The organism is Parafrankia sp. Ea1.12 (genome assembly GCF_900465275.1).
In the GTDB taxonomy this organism is placed as follows: Bacteria; Actinomycetota; Actinomycetes; order Frankiales; family Frankiaceae; genus Parafrankia; species Parafrankia soli.
On sequence record NZ_UBIZ01000384.1, the window covers coordinates 1 to 13,895 of the forward strand.

Here is a 13,895-nt window from a genome sequence, read left to right on the forward strand (position 1 = left end):
CCCAGGCCACCAAGCGCACCCGGCCCGCCGACGTCCCCCGGCCCACCAAGACCACCCGGGCCGCCAAGACCACCCGGGCCACTCAGACCGCCGAGACCGTTGAGACCGCCGGAACCGTTGAGACCGTCGCGGCCGCCGGGACCCGTCGGGTCCGGACCACCCGTCCCGGACTGCCCGTCGCCAGTGGCGTCATGGGCCTGCACGTCAGGGCCGGCGGACGGCCGGCCGGCGGGCTGCGCGGAGTACGGCGTGGTCATGGCAGACGATTGTGGACGGTGGGGACACGTTGTGCCGAACCGGCCCGGGGCTCCGGCCTGGCCGGCAGGTCCGCGACGGGGCGCCAGAACCGGCGCGGACCGGCGTCCGCGCGAGGGGTTGGCGGTGCTAGGACGATGTCCGCGGACAGCACGCTCACCCGGTCCACCGAGACGATCACGGGCTCGAGTGTGAGGTGCTTCACCCCGCCGATGTCATCCACGAGGCGGGCCAGCCGCAGGAGCAGATCCTCGAGCGCGGCGACGTCCACCGGCTCGGCGCCGCGGTAGCCGAACAGCAGCGGCGCCGCGCGCACCGAGCGGACAAGGCGCGCGGCGTCGGCGTCGGTCAGCGGGAGGATGTGGTGCACCCGGTCACCCAGCAGCTCGGTGGCCGGGCCGGCCAGCCCGAACGACACCAGCGGGCCGAACCGGGGATGCTGCTCGGCTCCGGCGACCACCGCGACCCCGCCGGGGACCATTCGCTGCGCGACGATCGGCGCGCCCGGCCCGAGCCGCTCGGCCAGCGAGCGCCACGCGGCGTGCACGGCCGCCGGGTCGGGCAGGTCCAGGCGCTGCCCCCCGAGGTCCGGCCGGTGCCGGTACCCGTCGGACAGCGCCTTGAGCACCACGGGCCAGCCGAGCAGGGCGGCGGCCTCGACCGCCTCATCAGCGCTGCCGACGACCCGGCGGGGCACCACCTCGATGCCGTAGCAGGCCAGGAGCTCGCCGGCCGCGCCATCGGTGAGGCGGCCGGTCGTCCCCGCCACGAGCCGGCGGGCCTCCTCGGCCCGCACCTGGGTGGCCGGCACCGCCCCGGAGGGCAGGGCCCGCCAGTGGGCGTAGCCGACAGCCCGGCGCAGCGCCGCGACCGCACCCTCGGGCGAGGGATAGGCCGGTATCGCGCCGAGCTCCGGCGACGCCTCCGTGGCCCGCACGGTCGCCAGCAGGGGCACCCGCACCAGCGGCGCGGCGGCGGCGGCGCCGATTCCCGCGGCCACGCCGACTCCCGCGGCCGCGAGGCCGGGCAGCGACGACGGCAGCCGCACCGCGATCACGAGCAGGGCGTCCACCTCGGCCGAGGCCGAGACGAGAGCGTCGCGGAACGCCTCGGCGGTGCTGCCGACCGGCAGCAGCACCTCCCGCACCGCGAGCCCGGCCGCGTCGGCCGCCCGGGCGGTGAACCGCACCAGGGCCCGCGAGTCGCCGACCACGGCGACCCGGTTGCCCCCCGGCAGCGGCTGGTTGGCGAGCAGCAGCGCCACGTCCAGGCCCTGCGAGACCCGGTCGACGCCGATCACCCCGGCCTGGCGCAGCAGGGCCTCGTCCAGCGGGGTGCGCTCGGAGAGCACGACCACGATCGGGGTGTCGCGGCCGAGCCGGCGCGCCAGCCGGGCGAACTTGCGCGGGTTCCCGAAGGTCTCCAGGTGCATCAGCGCCACACCCGTGGACGGGTCCGCCTCCCAGTACTGCAGGAGATCATTGCCGCTGACGTCCGCGCGGTCGCCCGCGGAGACGAAGACCGAGAACCCCAGCCGACGGCCCGCGGCGGCCTCCAGCAGCGCCCCGCCGAGCGGCCCGGACTGCGAGTAGCAGCCGATGCGGCCGGCCGGCGGCATCCGCTCGACCAGCGAGGCGTTCAGCCCCACCGCCGGGTTCTGGATGCCGAGGCTGGCCGGGCCGACCACCCGCATACCGTTCGCGCGGGCGTCGGAGGCGAGCCGCGCGTCGGCGGCGTCGTCCCGCTGGTCGGTCACCACGACCAGACCGCGCACGCCGTGCCGGCCGCAGGCGGCGACGACCGCCGGGATCACCTCCGCGGACACGCAGAGCACCGCGAGGTCGACGGGCCGCGGCGTGTCCTCCACCGAGGCGTACGCCCGGACCGAGGCGACGGCGCCCTCCCCCGCCGCGGCGGCCGGGTTGACCGGGTACACCGGGCCGTCGAAGCCGCCGGCGAGCAGGTTGCGCAGGACGATGTTGCCCAGCGAGGAGCGGTCCCGGCCGGCGCCGACGACCGCGATGGCCCTGGGGTGCAGCAGTCGGTTCATCGACGCGGCCTCGGCCCGGTGCTCCCGGGCGCGCATGACGTCCACCGAGCGGGCCGTCGGCGCGATGTCGAACGACAGCCGGACCCCGCCGGACTCCCAGGTGCGCGCCACGGTGTAGCCGGCGTCGAGGAACACCCGGATCATCTGCTGGTTCTCGCTGAGGACGTCGGCGTCGAAGCGGCGCACCCCGCGCTCGGCCGCGGCCGCGGCCAGGTGCTCCAGCAGCACCGAGCCGAGCCCGCGGCCCTGCTGGGCGTCCTCGACGAGGAAGGCGACCTCCGCGTCGGGCGCCGGACGGCCATCGGCGCCCCCGCGGCTTCCGGCAGCGTCAGGGGTGCCGGGGGTGCCGGGGGCGTTCGGTGGACCGGCCGCGTCGGCGGCAGAGCGGGGGCGGCCCTCCCAGTGCGCGAGGGCGACGATCTCGCCACTGATCAGCGCCACCAGGGCGCCGCGGACCCACTGATCGACGTTGGTCGTCCGGGCGATGTCCTCGTCGCTGAGCCCGCGCCGGACGTTGAAGTACCGGAAGTAGATCGTCCGCTGGGACAGCCGGGACCAGAACGGCCGCAGCAGCGCCCCGTCCGACGGCCGGATCGGACGGATGTGCGCCGTCCCGCCGTCCGACAGGATGACGTCGGCCTCCCAGTGGGCGGGGTAGTCGCGCGGCAGGCCAGGATCGGGGCCGGCGTTCACCGGTCCACGAGCGGGTCGAGCCCGTGCGGCGGGAGCACCGCGCTGCGGGTCTGCGCGACCGAGCGGTCCAGCGGGTCGTCGGGGTCGCCCTCGCCGGCGTCCCACGGGTGGTAGGCGGCCGGGGCGCCGTCGCCGAAGGTCGACGGCATCCCGGCGGCGCCGACCGAGTCGTGGCCCGTCGCCGCGCGGACCCGGGCCGGGGCCGCGGCGACCCACTCCTCGGGCAGCGCCCGGGCCGCGTCCAGCGGGGTGTGCGCGGCGATCGCGACGAGCTGCGTCCAGGCCCGCGGCACGACGGCGTCCAGGGCGTAGCCGCCGCCGCCGCAGGCCAGCCAGCGCCCGCCGCACACCTCGTGGGCCAGCTGGTGCAGCGCCTCGTAGGAGGCGCGCTGGCCGTCGAGGGAGAGCCGCAGGTCGGCCAGCGGGTCGAGCGCGTGCGTGTCGCACCCGTGCTGGGTGACCAGGACCTGCGGGCGGAACGCGCGCAGCATCACCGGGACCACCCCGGAGAACGCGCGCAGCCAGCCGGCGTCGCCCGTCCCGGGCGGCAGCGCAACGTTCACCGCCGTGCCCTCGGCGTCACCCGTGCCGACCTCCCGGGCGAAACCGGTGCCGGGGAACAGCGACCGCCCGCTCTGGTGCAGCGAGATCGTGAGCACCCGCGGATCGTCGTAGAAGGCCGCCTGGACGCCGTCGCCGTGGTGCACGTCGATGTCGACGTAGGCGACCCGGCTCGCGCCGGCGGACAGCAGCCAGGCGATCGCGACGGCCGGATCGTTGTAGACGCAGAACCCGCTGGCCGAGCCGCGCATCGCGTGGTGCAGGCCCCCGGCCAGCGACACCGCGTGCTGGTGGGTGCCCTTCCACACCGCCTCGGCGGCGGCGAGCGTCCCGCCGGTCACCAGCGCGGCGGCGGCGTGCATCCGGTCGAAGACCGGGTTGTCGGCGGTGCCCAGCCCGAAGCGGCCCGCCAGCAGCGACCCGGCCCGCGACCCCGACGACGCCACGCGCACCGCACTGAGATAGGCGGGGTCGTGGACGAGCTCGATCAGGTCGTCGCCGGCCATCCCCGCAGAGGCGACGGTGATCCCCGGGGCGTCGAGCAGGCCGACGGCGCCGGCGAGATCCATCGTCAGCGCGAGCCGCACCGGGTGCAGCGGATGGGTCGGGCCGAAGTCGTAGTCGAGCATCGCCCTGTCCCAGACGAGGAGGGCCTGCTCACCCGCTCCCGGCGCGGCCGGCGAGGTCTCGGTGTTCGCGGACGTGCTCACACGACGACGGTAGCTCCGCGCGACGCCCCGCACGACTGTCCTGACGACACCCGCTGTGGCCGGAACAACCGTCCCGGCCGCGTGAGCGGGGGCCGACGCCGGGCCGGCGCGCCGGCGACACTGTGGACGGACGTCCAACCCGGGACACATTAGGGTCAGATCACGTGGCCGCAGACGAAGGACCGAAACACGACGAACCACGCGATGGGCGGGACGGCGGTGCGGGCCCGAGCGGACCGGGTGGCCCCCCGCGTCGGGTCGGCGAGGGCACCGTGCTGTGGGAGCCCCCGCCGCGACGGGTTGCCGAGGCCTCGGTGACGAGGTACCGGGAGTGGCTGGCGGACGAACACCAGCTGCGCATCGCCGACTCCACCCGGCTACGACTGTGGGCCGAGGCCGAACCCGGCCGGTTCTGGGACTCGATCTGGGAGTTCTGCGCCGTCGAGGGTGACCGCGGCGACGGGCCGGCGCTGACCGGCGCGGCCGTGCCCGACGCCCGCTGGTTCCCGACGGCCCGGGTCAACTACGCGGAGAACGCGCTCACCCGGCACGGCCCGGCCCCGGCGATCATCGCTGTCCGGGAGGACGGCGCGACCGCGGTGGTGAGCTGGGACGAGCTGCGCCGGCAGGTGGCACGGGCCGCCGCCGGGCTGCGCCGGCTCGGGGTCAGGCCCGGCGACCGGGTCGGAGCGGTGCTGCCGAACACGGTGCACGCGGTGGTGGCGATGCTGGCGACGGCGAGCGTCGGGGCGGTGTGGGCGTCGTGCTCACCGGATCTCGAACCGGCCGCGCTCGCCGAGCGGTTCATCCAGATCACCCCGCGGGTGCTCATCGGCGTCGACGGGTACACCCGCGGCGGCCAGGGCTACGACGCGATCCCGCCGCTGGCCGACCTGGCCCGGCGCCTGCCCAACCTGGCGGCCACGGTGCTGGTGCCCTACCTGTCCGCCGACGCCTACCCGCGGGCGGCGAGCGCAGACCTGCCGGGCCTGCTCACCTGGGACGACCTGCTCGCCGCCGAGGCGGAGCCGGCCTTCACCCGGCTGCCGTTCGACGCGCCGCTGTGGATCCTGTTCGCCGACGAGATCGCCGGCCCGCCCAGGCCGGTCGTCCACGGGCACGGCGGGATCCTGCTGGAACACCTGAAGTCGCTGGTGCTGCACCTCGATCTCGGCCCGGACGACCGCTTCTGCTGGTACGGCACGACCAGCGGCATGATGTGGAACTACCAGGTCTCCGGGTTGCTCACCGGCGCGACGATCGTGCTCTACGACGGCAGCCCGAGCCACCCGGACGTGTCCATCCTGTGGCGGCTCGCCGAGGCGGTGGACGTCACCTGCCTGGGCGTCTCCGTGGCCCTCGTCGAGGCCTGCCGGCGGGTCGGGCTGGTGCCGGGCCGCGTCGCGGATCTCTCGCTGTTGCGCACGGTCGGTGCGTTCGGGGCCCCGTTCACCCCCGAGGCCGGTGCCTGGGTCTACGACACGGTGAGCCCGTCGGTGGCCTTCGTCGCCATGAGCGGCGGCACGGAGGTCTGCACCGCGCTGGTCACAGGGCTGCCGACCGACCCGGTGCGGGCCGGCGAGGCGGGCCGTGCGCTGGGGTGCGCGGTGGCCGTCGTGGACCCGTCCGGCCGGGAGGTGCCCGGTGGCGGTGCCGGGGAGCTGGTCGTCACCGCGCCGATGCCGTCGGCGCCCCTGTTCGTGTGGGGCGACCCGACCGGCTCGTGGCTGCTCCAGAAGCACCTGGCGAGGTTCCCGGGCTGGTGGTGGCAGGGCGAGCGCGCGCGGATGACGCAGGCCGGCGGGATCGCCGTCGACGGTCCGCTGGACGCCCTCGCCGCGCCCACCGGCGCACGCACCGCCGGCGCATAGGCAGGGCAGCGCAGGGACGCGCAGGCGGACGGCACAGGCAGGCAAAGGGAAAAGCCGGATCCTCGCCCTCAGGCGAAGATCCGGCCTCCGACCACCCCTGCCGGAGCGGGACCGTATGGCCCACACCCCGGGCGGTCATGGGTGCCGGCCCGCGATGCCGGCGCCCACACGACGACCTCGTCCCAGACGCCGGCTCCTCAGTCGAGGAACTCGCGCAGCCTTCCGGCCACGGCCGGCTTGCGCAGCTCCCGCAGCGTGTCCCGTTCGATCTGGCGGATGCGCTCACGGGTGAGCCCGAGCCGGTTGCCGACCTCGGCGAGGGTGTGCTGCTTCCCGTCGGCGAGCCCGAAACGCAGCCGCATGACCTCGCGCTCACGAGGGTTCAGCGCACCGAGGACGTTGTCGATCTCGTCCTGCATGGCGCCGTAGGAGGCGGCGTCGGCGGGCGACGTCGCGTCCGAGTCCTCGATGAAGTCGCCGAGCACGGAGTCGCCGTCGTCACCGACGGACGTCTCCAGGCTGACCGTGTCCTGCGCGTAGCGGCGCAGTTCGACGACCTGCTCGATCGGCATGTCCAGCTCGAGCGCGAGCTCCTCGTCCGTCGGCTCGCGGCCGAGGGTCGAGACAAGCTGGCGCTGCAGCCGGGTGATCTTGTTGATCTGCTCGACCACGTGCACCGGGATACGGATCGTGCGGGCCTGGTCGGCCAGCGCGCGGCCGATCGCCTGCCGGATCCACCAGGTGGCGTAGGTGGAGAACTTGTAGCCCTTCGCGTAGTCGAACTTCTCGACCGCGCGGATCAGACCCAGGTTCCCCTCCTGGACGAGGTCCAGCAGCGTCATACCCCGGCCGCTGTACTTCTTGGCGACCGACACCACCAGGCGCAGGTTGGCCGAGACCAGCTGCTGCTTGGCAGCCTGGCCGTCGGTGACCAGCACGCCGAGATCCCGGCGCAGGTCGTCGGCCAGGTCCTGGTCGGTGTCGAGCTTGTGCTCGGCGAACAGGCCCGCCTCGACGCGCTTGGAGAGCTCGACCTCCTGAGCGGCGTTGAGCAGCGGGACCTTGCCGATCTCCCGCAGGTACATGCGGACGAGGTCGGCGGTGCCGGCGTGGTCGGCGACCGTGCGGCCGGCGGCCGGAGCGCCGGGGGTGACGCGCTCCTCTTCCTCTTCTTCGACGAGGTCGATCCCGGCGGCACCCAGGCGGGAGATCAGCGCGGGCAGCAGCTCGACGCCGATGTCGGCGGCCTCGAGAGCCTCACGGAGCTCGGAACGGCTGAGCTCGCCGGTCTCGCGGCCACGCGCGATGAGTTCCGCGACGGCGGAGACATCGAGCTCGTCGAGCTCGTCGGGGACCGCGGCCAGCGTGCGGCTTGGAGTGTTACGGACAGGAGAAGCGGAGCGACGGGTACGCCGCGGGCGCGGGCGTGACTCGTCGGTGCGCTCGGCTAGTTCCAGGGCAGGCAGCGTCATCAGTGGCAGATCCGATGGTCGGTGCGGGTGGGTCGTCTAGTTGCTTGCACGAGAGGTAACGACTGAACAGACGCAACCATTCCCCGTGAAGGCACAGCCGGACGTCAGCGATCGCCGGGCCTACTGGGAAGTGTAGACCCCTGCCATCGGGCCGCTGAACCCGCTGTCGCGAAGACTACCTGGCAGATCGTGTGCTGTGGCGGGAACGAGCAACTATCTCGACGACGCGCGACGTTCACCCTCGACTATCGGTGACCTTTCACAACGGAGAGTGGTTGCCGTGACACCTTAGGGAGCGCAATCCAGAGATCGGCGTCACCTTCACCGTGTTCGCGCGAGGGTACGGCGCCTCGCACGGTCACGCGACGGACTCCTTCCTCGACCCGGCCGGACGGCGCGGGGACGAATCGGATTACCGGCAGACCACGGCACTACCCGGTGGGCGCCCCTTCACGCACCCCCATGTGGTCCGGTTCGCCGATGTGGCGCGGGCCACGAGAAGCGATGGCCCGTTGACGGGCGAGCCCGACTCGCCCACGGACCGGCGCGGCGGCGGCACACCCCGCGGCGAACGCGCGACGCACACCGACCGCACCACCCCTCGCACCATCTGCGCACACCGCGCGGCCCACGCCGAGCACCGCGCCCGTAACACCGGTCACGCCAGCCCCGACGCACACCCCGCTCGCCACCGAACGGGATTTCCTCCCGTGGCCGGCAAGCCCTCCCGGAGCCGCCCGCCACGCGGCCGACCGGCAGCGAAGATCTTTTCGCCAGCCGACCAATAATTACCCTACGTAGCGAACCGCGGATCGCCCCGGAACGACGCGAAGAAGTTCGGGACGTGCGTGGCGGGCCGGGCCCGACAGCCGCCGGCGGCCCGGACATGCCCTCCGAACCGGACTTTTTCCTGCGCCGCCGGCCCGGAAACCGCGCGGAGCACCAGCTCGGTAACCCCACGGCAACGGCATCCCGTTAGCCGGGCCACACCGGGCACCCCCACCAGGCGAGTACGCCGCGTGACCGCTACTCTCTCACGATGTCGGTCTCCCCGATGCCCGCGCCAGCCACATCCAGCTCCAACCCACCCGCCGCCACGCCCAGCACCGCGACCGGCGCCGCGCCCGCGACCGTGCCCGACAGCACGACCACCGCGGCGCCGCGGAGGACACAAGCGGACCATCCGGGCGTACCACCGTCAGTGGTGGGCACGGGCACCAACCGGCCACCCTCGGACCACGCGGCGGTCGCCTCGCCGGTCGCCCCCGCCGCACGCACCGGGAGCGCCGACCCGGCCGGCACCACCGATGTGAGCCCCATCACTGCCGGCGCCGGCGGTCCCGGTACCCACACCAACGGGCACGGCGGGCACGGCGGACCCGGCGCGGCCGTCGCACCGGTCGCACGGGTCGCACCCGACACAGTCGTCGCATCCGGCACAGTCGTCGCACCCGACACAGCGGTGGACGCCCGCGCGGGCGCCGCGTCGGGCGGGGCGATCTCGCCGCCGGCCGCGGAAATCCCCCTGTCGGCGGACATCGCCGCGGTGCGCGAGACGGCCGTGGCGGTGCTGCGCGCCAACGACCTTGGTGACATCACCCGGCCGTCGCCGACGCTCTACCCGCACCAGTGGCTGTGGGACAGCTGCTTCATCGCCATCGGCCTGCGCCACCTCGACCCGGCGCGTGCCGCCGCCGAGCTGCTCTCGCTGCTGCGCGGCCAGTGGCCCGGCGGCATGATCCCGCACGTGATCTTCGCCGAGACGACCGACTACTACCACGCGGGTCCGCAGCGCTGGCGCTGCGACCGGGTCTGCACGACCGCCGGCGGGGTCCAGTCGACCGGCGTCACCCAGCCGCCGATGATCGCCGAGGCGGCCGTGCGGGTGGGCCAGGCGATGAGCAGGGAGGACCGGGCCGACTTCTACCGGCGGCTCGCACCGGGCCTGGTGCGCTTCCACGAGTGGCTCTACCGCGAGCGCGACCCCGACGACACCGGCCTGGTGACGCTGGTCCACTCCTGGGAATCCGGGATGGACAACACCCCCACCTGGATGGAGATGACCAAGCCGGTCGCTCCCCGGGCGGTGCGCGCGCTGCGCCGGATCAACGGCGACGACGCGCTCGACGCCCTGCGCCGCGACTCCAAGGAGGTGCCACCGGACGAGCGGCTGACCTCGGCGGACCTGTTCACGCTCTACCGGATCGTCCGCGAGCTGCGCCGCAGCCGGTACGACTTCCGGACGATCCGCTCCACCTTCGTCCCGCTCGTGCAGGACGTGGCCTTCAACGCGATCCTGGCCCGGGCCAACGAGCATCTCGAGACGATCGCGGCCGAGGCCGGGGTGCGCATCCCGCGCTGGCTGTCCCGTTCGATGCGCCGGACCCGCTCGGCCCTTAACGAGCTGTGCTCGGACGGTGTCTACTACAGCCGGAACTTCCGCACCGGCGAGCTGCTGCGCCACCACACCATCGCCGGCTTCCTGCCGCTGTACGCGGGCGTGGTGCCGGAGTCCCAGGTGGACGACATGGTGGACACGCTCATGTCACCGCGGTACTGGGCCCAGTACGGCATCGCCAGCGTGCCGACCGACGACCCCGCCTTCCTGCCTCGCTGCTACTGGCAGGGCCCGGTGTGGGTCAACATGAACTGGCTGATCGCGGACGGCCTGGACCGCTACGGCCGGACCGAGGCCGCCGCCGCGATCCGCCGCAACACCCTCGACGTGATCGTGTCGTCGGGATCGATGTACGAGTACTACTCACCGCTCGACGGTTCCGGCGCCGGCAGCAACCGCTTCTCCTGGACGGCCGCCCTGCTGGTGGACATGCTCGACAACGGCGCCCGCCCGACCTCCCGGGCCCAGGCGGCCATCCCCACCACCCGCACCCCCGCCTGACGGACGGAACCCGGAGGCCGCTGACGGCCGCCGGCGAGGTGAGGTGTCCCAGCGACTCGATGTGCCGCTGGGACACCTCACTTCTGGCTACGGGAGAGGTCAGCTGCAACCGCTGGTGGAGCCGCACTGCTCGCAGACGTAGCAGCTGCCGGCCGGGCGCATGTGCACACCGCAGGTGAAGCAGAGCGGCGCGTCGACCACCGTCTGGGCGGTCAGCGAACCGCCCGGCATGGCCAGCCGCAGCTCCTGCACGACCAGCTCCGGCCCGCCGCCCACGCCCGGTCCGGCCGCCGCCGGTCCGGCCGCCGCCGGCGCTGACCCGGCCGGCGCCACACCGGCGCTGGCTGCCGGGGCCGAGCCGCCCTCGACCGGGGCGGACGCCCGCAGCGACTCGATGTCGATCTCCGGCTCCGCCGCCACGGCCGGGCCGCCGCCGGCCTGGTCGGACAGCCGCCGCGTCCGCTCCGAGGCGGACAGGATGCCCAGCTCCGCGCGCTGCTCCTCGGTCAGGTAGTCCAGGGCCAGCCGGCGGAACAGGTAGTCCATGATCGACTGGGCGATCCGCACGTCCGGGTCGTCGGTCATACCGGCCGGCTCGAACCGCATGTTGATGAACTTGCTGACGTAGGCCTCCAGCGGCACGCCGTACTGCAGCGCGATGGACACCGCGATCGAGAACGCGTCCATCACACCGGCGAGGGTGGAGCCCTGCTTGGACATCTTGATGAAGACCTCGCCGAGGCCGTCGTCCGGGTAGGAGCCGGCGGTCATGTACCCCTCGGCGCCACCGACGCTGAACGAGACGGTCTGCGACGGGCGTGTCTTCGGCAGCCTGCGGCGGACGGGCCGGTGCTCACCGGGCCCGGCCGGCCAGTGCGGGCCGGGAGCGCCGGGGCCGACCGCGGGCTGCGCCGCGGCCGCTCCGGCGGCGGCCCGGGCGGCCACGTCGGAGGCCACCCCGGCCGCCGCGTCGGCGTCCCGCTTCGCGCCCTTCACATCCGTCAGTGGCTGGCCGACCTTGCAGTTGTCCCGGTAGATCGCGAGGGCCTTGAGGCCGAGCCGCCATCCCTCGAGGTAGATCTCCTCGACCTCGGCGACGGTGGCCGTCGCCGGCATGTTCACCGTCTTGGAGATGGCGCCGGAGAGGAACGGCTGGACGGCGGCCATCATCCGGACGTGGCCCATCGGGCTGATCGCGCGGTCCCCGATGGCGCAGTCGAACACCTCGTAGTGCTCGGTGCGCAGGCCGGGGGCGTCGACGACGTGGCCGTGCTCGGCGATGTACTCGACGATCGCCTCGATCGTCTCCTCGGCGTATCCCAGCGCGCGCAGCGCCGCGGGCACCGTCTGGTTCACGATCTTCATGCTGGCCCCGCCGACCAGCTTCTTCATCTTCACCAGGGCCAGGTCCGGCTCGATCCCGGTGGTGTCGCAGTCCATCGCCAGGCCGATCGTCCCGGTCGGGGCCAGCAGGCTGACCTGGGCGTTGCGCCAGCCGTGCTTCTCCCCCACCGACAGCGCGCGCTCCCACTCCTTCGAGGCCGCGGTGATCAGGCGGGCCTCCTCCGCGTGCACGGTGCGCACGGCGTCGTTCGCCGCCGAGTGCTTGCGCACGACCCGCCGGTGGGCGTCGGCGTTGCGGGCGAAGCCGTCGTAGGCCCCGACGGTGCCGGCGAGCTCCGCCGAGCGGCGGTAGGCGGTGGCGGTCATCAGCGAGGTGATCGCGGCGGCGAGCGCCCGGCCCCCGTCGGAGTCGTACGCGCGGGCGCTGGCCATGAGCAGCGCGCCCAGGTTGGCGTACCCGATACCGAGCTGCCGGTACGCCCGGGTCACCTTGGTGATCTCCGGGGTCGGGAAGTCCGCGAAGCAGATCGAGATGTCCATCGCCGTGATGATCAGCTCGACGGACGCGACGAACGTCTCGGTGTCGAAGGTGCGGTCCGGCCGCAGGAACTTCATCAGGTTCAGCGAGGCCAGGTTGCAGCTCGAGTTGTCCAGGTGGACGTACTCCGAGCACGGGTTCGACGCGGAGATCCGGCCGGACTCCGGGCAGGTGTGCCAGTCGTTGATCGTGCCGTCGTACTGGATGCCCGGGTCGGCGCACTCCCAGGCGGCCTGGGAGATCGTGCGGAACAGCCCGCGGGCGTCCACCGACTCGATCACCCGGTTGTCGAGACGCGCCCGCAGGTCGAAGGACGTCCCGTCGACCACGGCGCGCATGAACTCGTCGTTGACCCGCACCGAGTTGTTGGCGTTCTGGTACTGCACCGAGGCGATGTCGCGCCCGCCGAGGTCCATGTCGAACCCGGCGTCGCGCAGCGCGCGGATCTTGTCCTCCTCACGCGCCTTGGTTTCGACGAACTCGACGACGTCGGGATGGTCGACGTCGAGGACGACCATCTTCGCCGCGCGCCGCGTCGCCCCGCCCGACTTGATGGTGCCCGCCGAGGCGTCGGCGCCGCGCATGAAACTGACCGGGCCGGACGCGGTGCCGCCGGAGGAGAGGAGCTCCTTCGAGGAGCGGATTCGGGAGAGGTTGAGACCGGCACCGGAGCCGCCCTTGAAGATCAGGCCCTCCTCCCGGTACCAGTTGAGGATCGACTCCATGGTGTCGTCCACTGCGAGGATGAAGCACGCCGACACCTGCTGCGGCGCGGCCGTCCCGACGTTGAACCAGACCGGGGAGTTGAAGCTGAAGACCTGGTGCAGCAGCATCCAGGTCAGCTCGTGCTCGAAGATCTCGGCGTCGCTCTCCGACGCGAAGTAGCCGTGCTCGCGGCCGGCCGCGCCGTAGCGGAGCACGACCCGGTCGATGAGCTGGCGCAGCGACGACTCCCGATCGGGCGAGCCGAGCGCGCCGCGGAAGTACTTGCTGGCGACGATGTTGGAGGCGTTGACCGACCAGGCGGTCGGGAACTCCACCCCACGTTGCTCGAAGTTGACCGATCCGTCCCGCCAGTTCGTCATGACGACGTCGCGGGACTCCCACTCCACCTCGTCGTAGGGGTGGACTCCAGGCGTGGTGCGAACCCGCCGGATCTTCAGCCCGGCCACCTTCGCGGCCGATCTGTTCCCCTTGCCGCGGGTCTCGGTCATAGCGCTCCTCGTGTTCGCGTTCGATGGGTTCAAACAGCGGCCACCGGACTTACGTGCCCGGATCAGGCCTGGTCAGGCATGGTCCGGGCAGGTCCGGCCCGGCGCCGGCAGTGCAGGGCGGGATGGCCGGATCAGCTGTTCCGCTGATCGGCCGGGGCGTGCGTGGGGTCTGGGACGGTATGTGGGGCCTGAGGCCGTGCCGGATCTGGCGGGCACGGCGGCGTATCCGAGGTGGCCGGTCCGGCTGGTGGCGCTCGATGCCCGTGGCCGCGCCGGACGGGATCGGGG

At 73.5% G+C, this 13,895-nt stretch carries 7 protein-coding genes and 1 pseudogene; 2 read left to right on the top strand and 6 right to left on the bottom strand.

Annotation, left to right across the window (positions count from 1 at the left end; translation table 11 throughout):
• From FMEAI12_RS38480 to FMEAI12_RS22040, 3 genes and pseudogenes are all read right to left on the bottom strand, one after another.
• Positions 1–257: pseudogene (locus FMEAI12_RS38480) on the bottom strand (hypothetical protein); the annotation flags it as partial.
• Positions 254–2,998, bottom strand: coding sequence for a bifunctional GNAT family N-acetyltransferase/acetate--CoA ligase family protein (locus tag FMEAI12_RS22035; protein ID WP_112107682.1), 2,745 nt, complete (start codon positions 2,996–2,998; stop codon positions 254–256). The pseudogene FMEAI12_RS38480 and the gene FMEAI12_RS22035, both read right to left, overlap by 4 nt.
• Complete coding sequence (locus tag FMEAI12_RS22040; protein ID WP_235014298.1) at positions 2,995–4,269, bottom strand: acetoin utilization protein AcuC; 1,275 nt, start codon at positions 4,267–4,269, stop codon at positions 2,995–2,997. The genes FMEAI12_RS22035 and FMEAI12_RS22040 overlap by 4 nt, the downstream gene beginning before the upstream one ends.
• A 272-nt stretch (positions 4,270–4,541) precedes the next feature.
• On the opposite strand from FMEAI12_RS22040, the gene FMEAI12_RS22045 reads away from it, so the two are divergent.
• Positions 4,542–6,140 carry an acetoacetate--CoA ligase gene (locus FMEAI12_RS22045; protein WP_071061375.1) on the top strand — a complete coding sequence of 533 codons (1,599 nt, stop codon included), beginning with the start codon at positions 4,542–4,544 and terminating at the stop codon, positions 6,138–6,140.
• 197 nt (positions 6,141–6,337) lie between these two features.
• On the opposite strand, the gene FMEAI12_RS22050 is transcribed toward FMEAI12_RS22045, so the two are convergent.
• On the bottom strand, positions 6,338–7,612 hold the full coding sequence (locus tag FMEAI12_RS22050; protein WP_083390840.1) for a sigma-70 family RNA polymerase sigma factor: 1,275 nt from the start codon (positions 7,610–7,612) through the stop codon (positions 6,338–6,340).
• A 1,026-nt stretch (positions 7,613–8,638) separates the two neighbouring features.
• Positions 8,639–8,824: a hypothetical protein gene (locus FMEAI12_RS36295; RefSeq protein WP_146776750.1), complete on the bottom strand. Its 186-nt coding sequence runs from the start codon at positions 8,822–8,824 to the stop codon at positions 8,639–8,641.
• A 250-nt stretch (positions 8,825–9,074) separates the two neighbouring features.
• On the opposite strand from FMEAI12_RS36295, the gene FMEAI12_RS22060 reads away from it, so the two are divergent.
• Positions 9,075–10,511, top strand: a complete 1,437-nt coding sequence (locus FMEAI12_RS22060) for an amylo-alpha-1,6-glucosidase (RefSeq protein ID WP_112107686.1) — start codon at positions 9,075–9,077, stop codon at positions 10,509–10,511.
• Positions 10,512–10,610: 99 nt separating this feature from the next.
• On the opposite strand, the gene FMEAI12_RS22065 is transcribed toward FMEAI12_RS22060, so the two are convergent.
• Positions 10,611–13,607, bottom strand: a complete 2,997-nt coding sequence (locus FMEAI12_RS22065) for a vitamin B12-dependent ribonucleotide reductase (protein WP_112107687.1) — start codon at positions 13,605–13,607, stop codon at positions 10,611–10,613.
• Between the last annotated feature and the right edge of the window lie 288 nt (positions 13,608–13,895).

What these genes read in the sequence shown, in the direction of transcription:
- FMEAI12_RS22050 (WP_083390840.1), bottom strand. Translation starts at nt 7,612, where the DNA reads ATGACGCTGCCTGCCCTGGAACTAGCCGAGCGCACCGACGAGTCACGC.
- FMEAI12_RS22065 (WP_112107687.1), bottom strand. Translation starts at nt 13,607, where the DNA reads ATGACCGAGACCCGCGGCAAGGGGAACAGATCGGCCGCGAAGGTGGCC.